The sequence below is a fragment of the Paraburkholderia acidiphila genome, from assembly GCF_009789655.1.
Taxonomy (GTDB): Bacteria; Pseudomonadota; Gammaproteobacteria; order Burkholderiales; family Burkholderiaceae; genus Paraburkholderia; species Paraburkholderia acidiphila.
In genome coordinates this window covers 612,044-628,644 of the sequence record NZ_CP046909.1, presented here as the reverse complement: position 1 = coordinate 628,644, position 16,601 = coordinate 612,044, and the positions used below count along the sequence as shown (strand labels likewise).

The window sequence follows — 16,601 nt, the reverse complement described above, 5'->3', positions numbered from 1 at the left end:
TGTCAAACTACACTTTGGCGGCTGCAGTGCAGCATGACGAAATCGCATATCGAACAGACGCATAAAAAAAGCCCGGCCTGCAAAGGCCGGGCTTTTTTCTGCTACCTGCCGCAAGCACCCTGCTTCCAGGGCGCGTGACAGCGATTATTGCTGCATGACCGTCAGCTTGTTCGTCACCGACGTCACGCCAGCCACACCCTTCGCGACCTCGCCAGCCTTATCGATCTGGCCCTGATCCGGCACCGTGCCCTCCAGCGTGACCGCGCCACCGTGCGAACGCACGGCGATGTTCGAAACGTCGACGCCCTGGGTCTTCGAGAGCGCCTTGCGCACCGAATAGCCCAGCTTGCGGTCGACCTTCTTGGCCGACGTTGCCGGAGCAGTGGTCGTAGCCGCGGGTGCGCTCGTCGATGCGTCTTGCGCATAGGACGCGCTGCAGGCCACCGACAGGCACAGTGCCGCGCCCAGCGTCTTCAGAATTGCGACCGATTTCATGTTTTCTCCTTGTGTCTTCGCGTTGTTGCGCGTTATTGCGTTTTATTGCCTGGAATAGGACCGCCTCCCTTGCCGGCGGACGGCTCGAAGGCCGTTCGTCAGCCACGGTCTGACGGCTTCGTTACCACTACCGATGACAGCGTACAGCGCGCAATGCGCGCCCACACGGCCAGGGTCTGGACGCGATACGAGAGGCAAGGATGAAAGGACGTCGAATTACACGGCTTGTTACGCCCGCCCGGACAGGTCTGCGCCCGTTTCGTGTTTGTTATGCATGGGTGATGCGTCGATGCTCGCGTGCCATGCGAGGCCCGGCAGGCGTATCACAATTTAGCCTGGCTGTGCCGCAAGCGCAAAGAGTTTAGCGCAGGCGACTGTGGCATGCGCTTAAGGTGTTCGGCGAGGCGCAGAGCATGCCGCCGCAACGCCGATTCTCATGTACCATCGGCTCCACAGAGCCCGCGCGGCGCGCGGGCTTGTGCCCACCCGGCTGCCTGCCGGACCCAACGCGGACCTGACCCGCACTCTCCCGAACCACCCGAGGGCCGCCCCACCCCGATGAAGTCCCGCACCGGCCGCAAACCTCCTCCCCGTCTCGTCGCGCGCTTCGTGGCGATCTCGTGGCGCGACCTGGCTGTCTCGTTCGGCCCCATCCTGCTCGTGAGCGTGGCGGCCATCTGGCTCGCCGTGCGCCTCATCCAGCCCGCGCCGCCCAGCACGCTCACCATGAGCGCCGGCCCCAAGGGCAGCACCTACTGGAACGCCGCGCAAAAGTACAAGGACATCCTCGCGCGCAACAAGATCACGCTGAACGTACTCGAATCGGAAGGGTCGGCGCAGAACCTGCAGCGCCTCGCCGACCCGAAGTCGAACATCGACGTGGCGTTCGTCCAGGACGGCATCGCTGGCAAGGCGCCAGGCGGCCTCGTCTCGCTCGGCAGCGTGGCTTACGTGCCGCTCGTCGTGTTCTATCACGGCCCCGTCGCGACGCGGCTCTCGCAGTTCGAAGGCGAGCGCATCGCCATCGGCGCGGAGGGCAGCGGCACGCGCGAACTCGCGCTCACCTTGCTCAAGGCGAACGGCATCGAGCCGGGCCGCGCGACAAAGCTGCTGCCGCTCTCCGGCGACGACGCCGCGCGCGCACTCGTGGAAGGCAAGATCGACGTCGCGTTTCTCGCAGGCGACTCCGCGCAGCCGGCCGTCATGGGCCACCTCATGCGCACGCCGGGTGTGCGCTTTTTCGACTTCGTGCAGGCCGACGCCTTCGCGCGCCGCTTCCCGTATCTCACGGCCATCACGATTCCGATGGGCGCGTTCGATCTCGGCAAAAACCTGCCCGCCGCGCCGCTGCAAATCATCGCGCCCACGGCCGTACTGGTCGCGCGCGACTCGCTCCACCCGGCGCTCTCCGACCTGCTGATCGAAGCGGCCAAGGAGGTGCACGGCCGCTCCTCGCTCCTGCAGCACGCAGGCGAGTTCCCCGCGCCACGCGCGCAAGACTTCCCGATCAGCGACGACGCCGCGCGCTACTACAAGTCGGGCAAGAGCTTCCTCTACCGCGTGCTGCCCTTCTGGGTGGCGAGCCTCGCCGACCGGCTCGTGGTGCTGCTCGTGCCGATCATCGTCGTGCTGATTCCGGGCCTGCGGATCGTGCCTTCGCTCTACGCCTGGCGGGTAAAATCGCGGATCTACCGCTGGTATGGCTCGCTCATCGCCCTCGAGCGCGCCGCGATGGCCGACAACTCGCCCACCGAGCGCCGCGCGCTGATGCGCCAGCTCGACAGGATCGAAGAGTCGGTCAACGGCATGAAAATGCCGCTCGCCTATGCCGAACAGTTCTACGTGCTGCGCGAACATATCGGCTTCGTGCGCGCGCGGCTCTCCGGAACGCGCGAAGCGCCAGACGCGGCCGCCGGTGCCGAAGAGGAGCAGACAGCGCAAGGCGCCGAAGCAGCACAGGCGCAAGAAGGTGGGAGCGACGACGCAGGCACAGCGGGTACAGAGGCGAGCCATGCAGACGAAAGCGGCGGCAATGAAACAGGCGAGCGCACGCATTAGCGCCGCTGCACGCATTTTGAACCGAACAATGGGCCATGCAAACAATGGCCCGGATATCGCCCAAGAGCGGAGGAACAGCATGATCGACGGCATCGACGCCAGCCAGCCGGCCTGGTTCTACGACTTCGTGTCGCCGTTTTCGTATCTGTTGCTGGAACAGCATGACAAGTGGCCCGGCTTCGACTTCGTGCCGACGCCCGTGCTGCTTTCCGAGCTATATCGCCACTGGGGCCAGCCGTTCGGCTCCGCGGTGCCGGCCAAGCGCATCTTCACCTACCGGCACGCGCTCTTTCGCGCCGAGCAGCTCGGCATTCCGTTCAAGATGCCGCCCGCTCACCCGTTCGACTCGGTCAGGCCGATGCTGCTCGCGATCGCCGCGGGCGGCGACCTCGCGTGCGTGCGCGAGATTTTCCGCTTCATCTGGCGCGAGGGACGCGACCCGTCGAGCGAAGAGGGCTTCGAGCAGCTTTGCGAGCGCGTGGGCATTGCGCACGGCGAGTCGCTGATCGAGGAAGAAGTCGTGCGCGCGCAGTTGCGCCGCAACACCAACGACGCGATCGCCATGGGCGTGTTCGGCGTGCCGACGTTCTGGATGAACAAGCAGCTCTTCTGGGGCGAGGACGCCTTGCCGATGGTGCTCTACTGCGCGCGCAGCCCGAACTGGCTCGACTCGCGCGAGGTCAAGCGCATCAGCACGCTGCCTTCTGGACTCGCGAAGCCCGTCACGGAGTGAGCGGCAACGCGCTAGAAGTCCCCTTCTGATGCCCGTCATGCCCCGCACCCTATGGCGGCGGCGCGCGAGGCGGCTTATGGTTATGGCTGAACGCGTGCGCGCGCAGGTTTCTATCGCGCACGCGCCCTTGCCCGCCACGCCCCATGGACGACGATAACGCCCTCACCCTCGACATCTGGCTGGTGCGCGTGCTGCGCACGCTGCTGGTCGAGCGCAGCGTCACGCAGGCCGCGTTGCGCCTGAACCAGACCCAGCCCGCCATCAGCACGGCGCTGCGCCGTCTGCGCGAGATCCTGGGCGACCCCATCCTCGTGCGCGGCAAGGCCGGCATGGTGCCGACCGAGTACGGCGAGTCGCTGTTGCAGCATGCGCAGCGCGTGCTGCGCGACGTGGAGTTCGTGGCCACGCCGCATGGCGACTTCGACCCGGAGCGCTCGAAGCGCACGTTTCGCCTGGCCGCCCCCGACTACCTCAACGACTTCTTCATGCCGACGCTGATCGCACGCTTTCGCGAGACGGCGCCGGCGGCGCGGCTGGAGATCCTTTCGCTCTCGCCCACGCTTGACCATCACAGCGCACTCGACGCGGGCGAACTCGACATCGTGATCGGCAACTGGCCGAAGCCCGAGCCGCGTTTTGCGCGCAGCGATCTCTTCTCCGACAAGGTCGTCTGCATGATGCGCGCCGATCATCCGCTCGCGCGCCGCGAACTCACACGCGAGGCGTATCTCGCGGCGCCCCATCTCGCGCCCACGCCCTATACGGGCGCACATGCCAGCGCGATCGATCTGGGGTTTGCGAAGGCGAAGGCCGAGCGGCGCATCGTCGCGACGCTGCCCTACTTCGGGCTCGTGCCGCAGGTCCTGCTGCAATCGGATCTGATCTTCACGACGACACGGCGCTTCGCGCAGCATTACGCGAAGCTCATGCCCCTTGCCGTCGTGGACACGCCGATCGCGTTTCCGCGCATTCACTGCTATCAGATGTGGCATCCGCAGCCGGACAGACCGAGCGATGTGGGATGGTTGCGCGGCTTGATCGACGAGGTATCGGGAACGCTGACCGCCGAGCGCGGCACGAAGCGCGCGAGCGCGAAGAAGGCCGCGAGCGTGACCGGCGAAACAATGCCCACGCCGCCGCTCGAAGCGCTCTGAAATGCAAGACGGGCGCCTCATCGATGCGCGCGCTAGTGCGCTCGCGTTTAGCCCTAAAGGGGCAGGCCACAGAAGGGGCGCTCGAACGACCCGTTGCCGGCATGAGCGTGCTATCGGACTTGAGATCGGACTTGGGCATCGTTCCGCCGGAACCGATGACGATCGTGAGCTTGCAGCAGATTTATATCGACGGCTCCATAAGCGCAAGCCGCGGCGTGCCGATTACCGGCAAGACATCGCTGGGCGTCGACGGCCAGATTGCCTTCACGCTGGCGACGATCGAGCGCGCCTCGGCAGAACCGGCAGTTGGGACTTTGCATCGGCCACGTCTTAAGAGCACCACGAGCGTACAGGCGACAGCCACGCTCGCGTTCTGGTGTGGTTCGCGATTTCCTTCAGGCGGGCTCGTCGTGCCGTTCCGGGTCGTGTAACTGAACGTCCAACTGGCGCATGCAGGTGCTCCGCATGCGACCGTTCCTCTTCCGCTTTCGCCTCCATCCCGTTGCCCATCGAGGTGTCAGGGCACATGCCGCAGGTGCAATTTTCATCGGCATTCATTGATGGATAACTGAGATTGAATCTAGTAGCCACACCATAGGAGGATTCCGATTTCATTTATGGATTTGCGTCATGTCCAGATGCTAAATGTTCGCGACGTTCGGTCCGAGTGTTCACTGTAGAGTGCGCGACACAATCAATTGTTATGGCAAAGATAATTGAACCGCTATCGATAGCGGAGGGCATTCGACAGGTAGACGTCTTTCGCAGCAACGGCCACGGTCGCCCCGATGACATTTCCTGATCGAAGCCACTTCAGTGACTTTCACAAGGATGTTCAATATGGAAAAGAGACTTGCTTCGATTGCGTCGCTGTTTCTGGCGTCGTTATGCCTGGCAGGGTTTTCCTTGCGCGCAGCGGCTGTGCCGCTCGCGGTCTCGCCCAATGAGGCTCGAGCCATCGCGCGAGACGCGTATATCTACGGTTTTCCGGTCATCGACAATTACCGGGTCCAGTATTCCTGGTTCATCGACACGCAGAGTCCGGAGTACAAGGGCCCGTGGAACACGATTCACGGCAGCGCGCAGGTCTACACGCCGGACGACAAGGCCATGCAGACGCCCAATTCCGACACGCCCTATTCGCAGCTAGGCGCGGATCTGCGTACCGAGCCCATCGTCATTTCGGTGCCGGAAGTCGAGAAGAACCGTTATTACGCGCTGCAGTTCATCGACATGTACACCTTCAACTTTGCCTATGCCGGAACGCGCACCACGGGCAATCAAGCGGCCAACTTCCTGCTTGCCGGTCCGAACTGGCACGGCGCCACGCCGCCCGGCATCAAGAAGGTCTTCCGCAGCGAAACCGACTTCGCGTTCGTTTTCTTCCGTACCCAGCTCTTCAATCCGCAGGACATCGACAACGTCAGGAAGATTCAGGCCGGCTACAAGGTGCAGACGCTTTCGGCGTTCCTCGGCCATCCGGCGCGGGCCGCCGCACCGGCAATCGACTTCGCCAGGCCTTTGAGCGTGCAGGACGAGCACGGCTCGCTCGAAGCGTTCAATCTGCTCAACTACGTGCTGCAATTCTGTCCGCCCAATGCCGGCGAAAAGCAGCTGATGGAGCGCTTTGCCCGGATCAACGTGGGTGCCGGCAAGAAGATCGACTTCGCTGCACTGTCGCCCGAGATGAAACAGGCCTACCAGGACGGCATCGCCGACGCGTGGGAGGCCTACAAGAAGGCCCAGGAAGCATTCGTTACCGGGAAGCTTTCGAGCGGCCAGGTGTTCGGCACGCGTGAGTTCCTGAGGAACAACTATGTCTACCGCATGTTGGGCGATGTCGACGGCATCTATGGCAACTCGGCCAACGAGGCAATTTATCTGCCGTACAACAAGGACCAGGCGGACGCCGAACTGAATGGATCGAACCACTACGTGCTGCACTTCGGCAAGGGTAAGCTGCCGCCTGCTCATGCGTTCTGGTCGCTGACCATGTACGCGCTGCCTTCGCAGTTGCTGGTTGCCAATCCCTTGCAGCGCTACCTCATCAACTCGCCCATGCTGCCCGACCTGAAGAAGGATACGGACGGCGGCATTACGCTGTACGTCCAGCACGACAGCCCGGGCAAGGATAAGGAATCCAACTGGCTGCCCGCGCCGGAGGGCGCGTTCGCGATGGTGCTGCGTACTTACTGGCCGGACAAGGCGATGGTCGATGGTCAGTGGCGCGCTCCGCAACTTCGGAAGACCAACCAGGCGACCTGGTAGCAAATTCCGGCAGGGTGGGACGCAACGCGCAAGGCCGATGCCGTCGTGCGCGAATGGACGCCGCCCCGTCGATTGAACGATGACATTGCCATGAAAAAATCTCACATCGCCACCCTGGTCGCCGGCCTGCTGACCGCGTCGGCGGTTTCCCTTGCTTCCGTAACCACCTCTGCGGGCGCGCCGGTTGCGCTCAACGCGGCAAGCGGGACGCCCGGACGCCTCGCCGCGCTGCCGCCGGCGCCCGACAGCAACGCCAGGATCACCGAAGCTTACGCCCGCATGGTGGCCCGCCAGGCCTACTTCTGGGGCTGGCCTCTCGTCAACATCTACAACCGGCGCCTTGCCTTCGAGCAGGCGCCGGCTCCCGGCCTGATCGGCGGGATCCTGCCGTTCGCGCCGCTCAACCGGCTTGCGATGCTGCACGACTACGTGGAACCACAGGAGCGCGACGTCGCGTGCCCCAATCAGGACGTCGTCTATGGCGGCAGTGTCGTGGCGCTCGATATCAGCCCCGTCGTCGTTCAGGTGCCCGATTTCGGGAAGCGCTTCTGGGTCTATCAGATCGTCGACGCGCGCACGGACAGCTTCGCGAGTCTGGGAATGATGTACGGCACCAAGCCAGGGTTCTACCTGCTGGTCGGCCCGAACTGGAACGGCAAGGTGCCCGCGGGCATCAACGGGGTCTACCGGTCGACAACCAGTACGGGCATGGTCGTGCCGCGCGTGTTCCAGGACGATACGGCCGCAGACAAGCAAGCCGTCAAGGCGGTCATCCAGGGAATCAACATTTATCCGCTGAGCGAATTCGACGGCAAGATGAAGCGCCGTGACTGGGCGACGCTTCCGGTCTTCCCCAAGCCGGCCAGCTCCGGTGGCACGGGAGAGACCGCCTGGGTGTTCCCGGATAAGTTCTTCGACCAACTGCCGCCCGTCATGGCCGATGCCCCCGCGATGCCCGGCGAGGCGGGGCTCTATGCACAGATACGGGCGGTGCTCGAGGCGGCGAAGCACGATCCGGCCTTGAAGAAGATCATGACCGACGAAGCCACGCGGGCCCAGAAGGAACTGGTCGATCCCCTGCTTCAGTTCCGTCACTGGGGCAATTCGCTGCCTTACCACTGGAGCACCATCTCGAACGGCGCCGTGTTTGGCACGGATTACTTCACGCGTACTGCCGTGGCGAAGTCCAACATCCTCGTCAACGCGAATCGGGAAACCAAATACTTCTACCAGGATCTGAGTGCGGACGGCGCACGGCTCAATGGCGCACACCGCTATACCGTGACGTTCCTCAAGGGGCAGACGCCACCGGTGGATGGATTCTGGTCGCTCACGCTTTATAGCGCGGAGCACTTCTTCGTGCCCAATGAGATCAAGCGCTATTCAATTGGCACGAAGAACCGCGATCTGCAATACAACGCCGACGGTTCGCTCACGATCTATATCCAGGCCGATGCGCCGAAGGACGCGAAAGCGCGCGCCAACTGGCTGCCGGCGCCCGCCAACGCAGACTTCTCGCTCTATCTGCGTGCCTACGGGCCGAAGCACGCCATTGTCGAAGGGCAATGGACGCCGCCGGGCGTCAACCTGGCTGCTCACTGACAGAACAGCCAATACCGGACGAAACAGAGCAGGGTAGCCGCTACGGCGGCTCCGCGTGCCGCGCGCCGCTACAAGGCAGCCGGCGCGCGGGCGCTTTCCCATAACTCGCGACGCCTGTTGAAATTTAAGATAACTAATTTTTTCATCTGCGCGTCCAGAAATACAGCAATCGATTCATGTCCAGTCCGACCGTCCAGTTCCATTCGAGGCCGCACACCTTCGCCGTGCGAATGCTGTTGTGCCTGTTGCCGGCGGCGCTGGCCGGTTGTTCGGCGCCGCCTTCGATCAGCGTGCTGGGCGCCTACTTCCCGGACTGGATGTTCTGTCTGGTGGGCGCGCTGCTGATGACGCTGATCGTGCATGCCGTGCTGGGACGGTTGCAGCGCGAACGCCTTCTGGGGCCGCCAGTTCTCGCGTATTCCGCATTGCTGCTGCTCTTTTCTCTGCTGATCTGGCTGCTGATCTTTAATTCTTGAATTGACGGAGTGAGTTAATGGCTAGCAGGCCGAATGTAATTTCGAGCAGGATCGCACCGGCAGCGCTGTTGCTGGCAGCGGTCTTCGCCCTCGTCTACGTGCTCTGGCGGATAGACGCCTCGCCGGGCACCGACGACGCTTACGCCTACGCCGATTCAATCGATGTGGTATCCGAAGTCAATGGGCGCATCGCGAACATGGCGGTGCGCGACAACCAGGCGGTCAGGCGGGGCGACGTGCTGTTCGAGGTCGACCCGCGTCCCTTCGATGACGAGGTGGCTCGCGCCAATGCCGCGCTGGCGGCGCTTGACAAGCAGATCGCGCTGATGGATCGCACCGTCAAGGCACAGCAGTACGGTGCCGATTCCGCGCACGCCGCCGTGGAGCGTGCCCGGGCCGCCGCCGCGCAATCCATTCAGACGCTCAGGCGCACGGAGCCGTTGCTGGCGAAGGGCTATGTCTCAGCCGAGGATGTCGATCGGGCGCGTACCGCGCAGCGCGCCGCCGCAGCGGAGCTGGAGGCCGCTCATCTGCAGGCGCGGCAGGCGTCCGCCTCCGTGACCGGCGCCGACGCGCTCGTCGCGCAGCGCGACGTGGTGCTCGCGGAAATCGCGCTTGCTCAATACCGCAAGGAAATGGCCACCGTGCGTGCGCCTTTCGATGGGCGCGTCGTGTCGCTGAAAACCACGACCGGGCAGTTTGCGTCGCCGCTCAAGCCGATATTCACGCTGATCGATACGCGTAACTGGTATGTCGTCGCCAACTTCCGCGAGACGGAACTGAAGAATATCCGCGCGGGTACACCGGCAAAGGTCTATCTGATGTCGGACACGGGCCAGGTGTTCCATGGCCGCGTCGACTCGATAGGCTATGGCGTGTTGCCCGACGACGGCGGCCTCGTTCTCGAAGGACTGCCGCGCGTGCAGCGCAGCCTCAACTGGGTGCGCGTCGCGCAACGCTTTCCTGTCAAGATTCGCGTCGACCAGCCGAATCCGGAGCTGTTCCGCCTCGGCGCCTCGGCAGTCGTCAAACTCGAGCCCGGCACGGCCAGGCCGGCGCACTGAGACAGGACGCAACTCATGAACGCTCCGCTTGCGGAACGCCTGAAGAACTCGTTGCGCTGGCTGGCCGCCGAACTGGCGCCGTTTCCGGGGCGCGGGCAATTCGCGTTGCGTCTGACACTGGCTTCGGCCATCGCCATTTTGATCGGGGAGACGTTCCAGATTCCGTACATGGTGATGTCGCTGGTCGCGATCTTCTTCACGGTGCAGGCCAACGTCGTCATGACGCGCGTGATCTTCATCGCGCTGACCCTTGCCGACATCATTGCCGTGCCCCTGTACATCTGGCTGCTGAACTTTACCTACGACTATCCGGTGTTGCGCATCGTCGTCTCGGGTCTGCTGTTCTTCAGCTTCATGTTTTGCGTACGGGTGTCGAAAGCCGGCGCGGTCCTGCTCGGGCCGGCGATGATCATTCTGTACGCGCAGTCGTTCGCAGACCTGACCGGCCAGGCCGAATACCTGGTCCGGCAAGTATTGTGGTCCGTGGTGGCCATTACCTATGGCAGCATTCTCGCGCTGCTGGTGAATTCGCTGTTCGCGTCGGCCAATCCGCTGCGCCAGTTGCAAGCTGAGGCGCATCGGCAACTGACCCGCGCCGCTGAGCGCCTCGGCCAGTTGGCGGCGGCCGAGGCGCTTGCGCCGCCCTCGTCCCCCGAGACGCTGCAACGGCAATGCGCCACGCTGCAAAACTTCGCTACCTTCGCCAACATGGCCGACGCGAAGGACTATGCCGGCCAGCAATACCGGCAGTGCTGCATCGCCGCCGTGTCGCACGTGCAACACGTTTGCAATGCGTTGCCGAAAGCGCTGCCCGGGGCGTCGCCCGCGTTGCGGCGCGCGCTCGGGCGGCTGCACGGACAACTGCTCGCGCTCGATGCGGCGATTGCCGCTCATACGGCCTTCCACCTGGCCTGGGTGCCGGACGAGGAGGAACGCGCGGCCCTGCCGGCCCTTGCGCAGGCCGAGGATATCTATCGCACGCTGCAAGCCGTCGATCAGTTCGACAGCGCCGCCGCGCCCGAGCAGCCTGCGGTCAAGGAGCCGCTGCTGGCGCCCGATGCCTTCACCAATCCCGCCTACGTCCGTTTCGCGCTGAAGGTGCTGATCTGCGGGCTCTCGGGCTACTTCGTCTTCAACGTCCTGCAATGGCCCGGCATTCATACCATCCTCATCACGAGCGGCATGGTCGCGCTGCCGGGGCTCGGCACCTCCGTGCGGCAGATGACGCTGCGTTTCTACGGCGCCTTGCTGGGCAGCCTGAGCGCGCTGCTGGTGTTCGTCTTCGTGATGCCATACATCGATACCATCGTCGGCCTGCTGTTGACGATGGTGCCGGTCATCGCGGCCGGCGCGTGGCTGACCGCGGGTTCCGAGCGCTTCGCCTACATCGGCACCCAGGGCGCCGCCACCTTCGCGCTGGCGCTGCTCGAGCACTTCGGCCCGAGCACCGACCTGACCGAGATCCGCGACCGGATGGTCGGCATCATGCTTGGCGTCGGCATCTGCTGGCTCGTCTACGCGTTCATCTGGCCGGAGAGCGAGGGCAGCGCGACCCGCGCAAAGCTCGCGGCGCTCGTGCGCGCACTGGCCGCGCTGGTGCGCGCGCCCGTGGGCAAGGATGACCCGGCGCTGCAAATGGCCTACGCGAAGCAGCACATGCAATGCTGGTCCGTGCTCAACGAGTGCAACCTGGCGCTCGAACGCGTGCGCTACGAGCCGCAGTTCAAGCACGGCGCCCTTGCGCAACTGGCCGCGCAGGCCGAGCGGATGCTTGGCGTGAGCCGCGATGTGCTCGTGGCACAGGACCACGTCCATAGCCACGCACTGGCCGCAGCCGACATGGCGAATCCGGCAGCCTCGCCCGCGCGTGAAGACGCCGAAAAATTGCGCGACGAAACCGCCGCACTACTGGAGCTTTACGCAGAGCGCGTCGGCAAGCGCGGCGCCCCCCCATTACGGGAGCTGGAGCAACTGCGCGCGCTTGCGCAGCAAACGAGCGGCGCCGCCCGCGCGCCGATGCCGGCGGACTTGCGGCGCCTCGCGCTCCACGCGGCCGAACTGCCCGGCTGGGACGCCGGCAACGATTCGACACCCGCTGCCGCGATCGACCTTGCCGCCGCATCGCCGGCCACCCGAGAAGCGCCCTGACATGAACAAGAAACACCTCTTCACCGCTGCCTGCCTGTTGGGCCTGTTGAGCCTGCTAAGCCTGGCCTCGGGCTGCGCCCTGATGCGCAGCGACTCGCCACCCCATGCCCACATTCCGCCGGAGCATATCCAGCTTGCGAGCGACATTCACCTGGCCCGCGAGGGTTGGCCCGATGCGCAATGGTGGACGCGCTACGGCGATCCGCAACTCGACGCACTGATCGCACGCGCGCTCAAAGAGTCGCCGACCATCGCCGCCGCCCAGGTCCGCGTAGCGCAGTCCGGGTCGCAGGTCGAGTTGCTCCGGGCCGGCAGTAACCTGCAGATATCGGCGCTCGGCTTTCTCAACCGCCAGCGCGCTTCCTCGAACGGCTTTCTCGGTCCATATGCGCTGAATCTGCCGAAACTCGGTATCACCGGGCCGTGGTACACGGAAGGCACCATCGGCCTTTTCGCAGGGCTCGACATCGACCTCTGGGGCCGCCAGCGTTCGCTGGTCGAGGCGGCCATCGGCGCGCGCAACGCACGCGTCGCCGAAGAAGCCGCGGTGGAGCTGGCGATTTCCACGGACGTGGCCCGGCTCTACTTCAGCATGCAGGCCAGCTATCGCCTGCTCGACCTGCTGCGGCAGACGCGCCAGATCCTCGTGTTCGCCGTCGAGGCGCACGCGGGTAAAGCCGGGACCGGACTGGAGGCGAGGATCCCTTTGCAAGCCGCGCGCGGGCAACTACTGGGCCTCGACCGACAGATCGCCGCGGCGCAGGGGCAGATCATCCAGACGCGAGAGACGCTGCGCGCGCTGGTCGGAGCCGGCGCCGACGACCTGCCGGAGATCCAGCCCGTGACGTTGCCGCAGGCTGGGGCCGGATTGCCCGCCGAGCTGTCCTTTCAGCTGCTGGCCCGTCGCCCGGACCTGCAGGCGATGCGCTGGTATGTCCAGTCGTCGTTCAGCGAAATCGACGCCGCCAAGGCGGCGTTCTATCCGAGCCTCGACATCAAGGCCTTCTTCGGTCTCGACTCCGTCCATCTCAACCAGCTGTTTCGCGCCGCCAGCCAGCAGATCAACCTGATTCCAGGCCTCTACCTGCCGATCTTCGATGGCGGTCGCCTGAACGCCAACCTGCGTACTGCACGCGCCGGCAGCGACATTCTGATCGAGCAGTACAACCAGGCGGTGGTGGACGCCGTGCGCGACGTCGCCATTAGCGGCAGCCGCCTGCAAACGCTCAACGAAGAACGGCGGCTGCAAAGCGACAAGGTGGAGGCCGCGCGCCTCGCGCAAGAGGCCGCAAACGCCGCGTATCAGCAGGGGCTCGGCAGCCACGTGAGCGCAGAGGAGGCGCGGCTGCCGGTGCTGGCCGAGCAGACTGCGTTGCTGTTGATCGACGGCGAGCGGTTGAATCAGGACCTCGTCCTGACCAAGGCGCTGGGGGGCGGGTACCAGGCGATAAATACGGCCGAGCCGTGAGGCGCCGCATCGCTGCGCCCGGGACGGTCAATCGCCGTTGTCCCCCTCGCCTTGTGCTGGGCCGTGAGCTTGTCCCGCTAAGCTAAACCGGATAAAGCCTGGGAGCGAAGCATTGATCTCTTGCTCGTGGCCTTTCAATGGATGACACGATGCGTCGAATCAGACGCGCTCGAGCGCGACCGTTCTCACCGCAGCCGGGCGCTGCGCCACCCTCATCTGCATGAGCTGCGCGGCGACCGCCACCGCAATCGACGAAGGCGCCTTGTCGACGATCCCCGTCACGCCGATCGGGCAGGTCATCTCGTCCATGCGCGCCTCTTCCACGCCACGCTCCATGAGCCGCCGCTCGAACTTCACGCGCTTCGTTTTCGAGCCGATCAGGCCGAACCACGCGAAATCGCGCCGGCGCATGATGCGCTCGGAAAGCTCGAAGTCGAGCGCGTGATTGTGCGTCATCACGAGGAAGTACGCGCCCGCCGGCGCTTCGTCGACGATGGCAGCCGGCGTATCCGTCGCTTCGATCTGTACGTTGGCGGGCACTTCGTCGGGGAACAGTTCGTCGCGCTCGTCCACCCATTGCACCACGCACGGCAGCATGCCGAGCAGCGTGATGAGCGCGTGCCCCACGTGGCCCGCGCCGAACAGCACGATATGCATCGGCCCGTAATGCGGTACCGGCGTGCTGCGACGGCCGATGATCACGCGCCCGGTTTCGTCGACGCGCACGCAATGTTCAGGATGGCGATTCATTTTGCGGCCCCCTCGCGCGACATTGCTCGCACCGCGCGCACGCCCTTGAGGATTTCTTCGGCGGTGGCGGGCGCATTCATCGGCGGATTGAAGCGGTAGTCGGCCACGCTCGCCACGGCGTCGCGAATCGCGAAGAACACCGAGAACGGCAGCAACAGCGGCGGCTCGCCGACGGCCTTCGAGCGGTGGATGCTGTCCTCCGCGTTGCGGTTCTTGAAGAGCCGCACGTTGAATTCGGGGGGCGTGTCGTTCACGGTCGGGATCTTGTAGGTGGACGGCGCGTGCGTCATGAGCTTGCCGTCCGGCTTCCACCACAGTTCTTCCGTGGTGAGCCAGCCCATGCCCTGGATGAAGCCGCCTTCCACCTGCCCCACGTCGAGCGCCGGGTTCAGCGACGCGCCCACGTCGTGCAGCGCATCGGCGCGCAGCACGCGCATTTCGCCCGTGAGCGTGTCGATCACGACTTCCGATACCGCCGCGCCATACGAGTAGTAGTAGAACGGCCGTCCGCGCAGCGTGGCCTGGTCCCAGTACAGCTTGGGCGTGGTGTAGAAACCATCGGACCAGAGCTGGACACGAGCGAGATAGGCCTTGGAAACCAGCGTCTCGAACGGCACGATCGTCTCGCCCACGATCACGGACTCGTTGGCAAAGCGCACGTCGGCGGCGTTGACCTCGCCCTTGCCGTACGTCGTCGCGGCCAGCGCGGCGAGGCGCTCGCGCAGCTGGCGCGCGGCGTCCTGTGCCGCCTTGCCGTTCAGGTCGGTGCCAGTCGATGCTGCGGTGGCGGACGTGTTCGCTACCTTGCTCGTATCCGTCGCGGTCACGCGCACACGGCCGAACTCGATGCCCAGCTCGTGCGCCACGACCTGCGCGACCTTCGTGTTCAGGCCCTGGCCCATTTCGGTGCCGCCGTGGTTCACGAGCACCGAGCCGTCGGTGTAGATGTGGACGAGCGCACCCGCCTGGTTGAAGTGCGTGACGTTGAACGCAATGCCGAACTTGACCGGCGTGAGCGCAATGCCCTTCTTGAGCACGGTGTTGTTCGCGTTGAATTCGCGAATCGCGGCGCGCCGTGCGCGATAGCCGCTCGTTTCCACGAGTTCGTCGATCAGCTCGTGAATGACGTTGTCCTCCACGATCTGGCCGTACGGCGTCTCGTTGTTCTGCGTCTTGCCGTAGAGATTGCGGCGGCGCACGTCGAGCGAGTCGAGGCCGAGCGAGCGCGCCACGTCGTCCATGATGTACTCGATCGCGAATGCACCCTGCGGACCGCCGAAGCCGCGAAACGCCGTGTTCGACTGCGTGTTGGTCTTGCCGCAGAAACCGGCGATCGACACGTCGGGCAGCCAGTAGGCGTTGTCGAAGTGGCAGACCGCGCGCGTCATCACCGGGCCGGAAAGGTCCGCGGAAAAGCCGCAGCGCGAGGTCATGTCGACCGAGACGCCTTCAATCGTGCCCTGATCGTCGTATCCCACTTCATAGGTGTAGTGGAAATCGTGGCGCTTGCCCGTGACCATCATGTCGTCGTCGCGATCCGGGCGCAGCTTCACAGGGCACAGCAGCTTCCAGGCGGCGAGCGCCGCGCAGCATGCAAAGAGGCCCGACTGCGATTCCTTGCCGCCGAAGCCGCCGCCCATGCGGCGGCATTCCACGAGCACGTTGTGCGAGGCCACGCCCAGCACATGCGCGACGAGGTGCTGCATCTCGCTCGGGTGCTGCGTGGAGCACCACACGTGCATGCCGTCGTCGTCCTTCGGCACCGCGTAGGCGATCTGGCCTTCGAGGTAGAACTGCTCCTGGCCGCCCAGCAGCATCTCGCCGTCGTGGCGGTGCGCGGCGCGCGCGGCCCGCGTGGATGCCTCGCCGCGCGCAAGCTTCATCGGCGGCAGCACCGACTGCTGCGCGGCGCGAGCCTGCTGCGCCGTGAGCACGGCGGGCAGTTCTTCGTACTGCACCTCGGCGCGGCGTGCGGCCAGGCGCGCCGTATCGTGGGACGTTGCCACGACGATGAACATGGGCTGGCCCACGTACTGCACAACCCCGTCGGCGAGCACCGGATCGTCGTGGATGATCGGGCCGCAGTCGTTCACGCCGGGAATGTCCTCGGCCGTGAGCACGGCCACGACGCCCGGCGTCGCCCGCACTTTGTCGAGGTTCATCGCAACGATGCGCGCGTGCGGCTTCTGCGAGAGGCCGAGCGCGGCGTGCAGCGTGCCGGCCACGACCGGAATGTCGTCGGTATACGTGGCGCGGCCGCTCACATGCAGATGCGCGGATTCATGCGGCCGCGAGACGTGCACTTGCGCGAAGGGCTCGCGTGCCTTGAGTTCGTCCAGGAACGGTTCGGCTTGCTGGTTCATTGTTTCGTTCTCCGTATGTCTC

13 protein-coding genes are annotated in these 16,601 nt (G+C 64.9%); 10 read left to right on the top strand and 3 right to left on the bottom strand.

What is annotated here, in order from left to right:
• Nucleotides 1–144 precede the first annotated feature (144 nt).
• Nucleotides 145–495 (bottom strand): BON domain-containing protein, encoded by a 351-nt coding sequence (locus FAZ97_RS02835; protein WP_158757092.1) that lies wholly within the window; start codon nucleotides 493–495, stop codon nucleotides 145–147.
• 558 nt (nucleotides 496–1,053) lie between these two features.
• On the opposite strand from FAZ97_RS02835, the gene FAZ97_RS02830 reads away from it, so the two are divergent.
• The 10 genes from FAZ97_RS02830 (at nucleotide 1,054) to FAZ97_RS02785 (ending at nucleotide 13,466) form a co-directional block, all read left to right on the top strand.
• Nucleotides 1,054–2,553, top strand: a complete 1,500-nt coding sequence (locus FAZ97_RS02830) for a TAXI family TRAP transporter solute-binding subunit (RefSeq protein ID WP_158757091.1) — start codon at nucleotides 1,054–1,056, stop codon at nucleotides 2,551–2,553.
• Nucleotides 2,554–2,632: 79 nt separating this feature from the next.
• The gene (locus FAZ97_RS02825; protein WP_158757090.1) at nucleotides 2,633–3,286 is read left to right on the top strand and encodes a 2-hydroxychromene-2-carboxylate isomerase; all 654 of its coding nucleotides are present in this window, start codon (nucleotides 2,633–2,635) and stop codon (nucleotides 3,284–3,286) included.
• 143 nt (nucleotides 3,287–3,429) lie between these two features.
• Nucleotides 3,430–4,440 (top strand): LysR substrate-binding domain-containing protein, encoded by a 1,011-nt coding sequence (locus FAZ97_RS02820; RefSeq protein WP_158757089.1) that lies wholly within the window; start codon nucleotides 3,430–3,432, stop codon nucleotides 4,438–4,440.
• Nucleotides 4,441–4,541: 101 nt separating this feature from the next.
• Nucleotides 4,542–4,871, top strand: a complete 330-nt coding sequence (locus FAZ97_RS02815; RefSeq protein WP_158757088.1) for a hypothetical protein — start codon at nucleotides 4,542–4,544, stop codon at nucleotides 4,869–4,871.
• Between the two features lie 409 nt (nucleotides 4,872–5,280).
• Complete coding sequence (locus FAZ97_RS02810; RefSeq protein WP_158757087.1) at nucleotides 5,281–6,708, top strand: DUF1254 domain-containing protein; 1,428 nt, start codon at nucleotides 5,281–5,283, stop codon at nucleotides 6,706–6,708.
• A gap of 45 nt (nucleotides 6,709–6,753) precedes the next feature.
• Nucleotides 6,754–8,310: a DUF1254 domain-containing protein gene (locus FAZ97_RS02805; protein ID WP_233271620.1), complete on the top strand. Its 1,557-nt coding sequence runs from the start codon at nucleotides 6,754–6,756 to the stop codon at nucleotides 8,308–8,310.
• Between the two features lie 176 nt (nucleotides 8,311–8,486).
• Complete coding sequence (locus tag FAZ97_RS02800) at nucleotides 8,487–8,786, top strand: YtcA family lipoprotein (RefSeq protein WP_158757086.1); 300 nt, start codon at nucleotides 8,487–8,489, stop codon at nucleotides 8,784–8,786.
• 17 nt (nucleotides 8,787–8,803) lie between these two features.
• A complete protein-coding gene (mdtN, locus tag FAZ97_RS02795; protein ID WP_158757085.1) occupies nucleotides 8,804–9,850 on the top strand; it encodes a multidrug transporter subunit MdtN in 1,047 nt (348 codons plus the stop codon).
• A gap of 15 nt (nucleotides 9,851–9,865) precedes the next feature.
• Entirely contained in the window at nucleotides 9,866–11,998 is a 2,133-nt protein-coding gene (locus FAZ97_RS02790) for an FUSC family protein (RefSeq protein ID WP_158757084.1), read from the top strand.
• Nucleotide 11,999: 1 nt separating this feature from the next.
• Nucleotides 12,000–13,466: an MdtP family multidrug efflux transporter outer membrane subunit gene (locus FAZ97_RS02785; protein ID WP_158757083.1), complete on the top strand. Its 1,467-nt coding sequence runs from the start codon at nucleotides 12,000–12,002 to the stop codon at nucleotides 13,464–13,466.
• A gap of 159 nt (nucleotides 13,467–13,625) precedes the next feature.
• On the opposite strand, the gene xdhC is transcribed toward FAZ97_RS02785, so the two are convergent.
• Nucleotides 13,626–14,216, bottom strand: coding sequence for a xanthine dehydrogenase accessory protein XdhC (gene xdhC / locus FAZ97_RS02780; RefSeq protein WP_158757082.1), 591 nt, complete (start codon nucleotides 14,214–14,216; stop codon nucleotides 13,626–13,628).
• Nucleotides 14,213–16,579, bottom strand: a complete 2,367-nt coding sequence (gene xdhB, locus FAZ97_RS02775) for a xanthine dehydrogenase molybdopterin binding subunit (RefSeq protein ID WP_158757081.1) — start codon at nucleotides 16,577–16,579, stop codon at nucleotides 14,213–14,215. The genes xdhC and xdhB overlap by 4 nt, the downstream gene beginning before the upstream one ends.
• Between the last annotated feature and the right edge of the window lie 22 nt (nucleotides 16,580–16,601).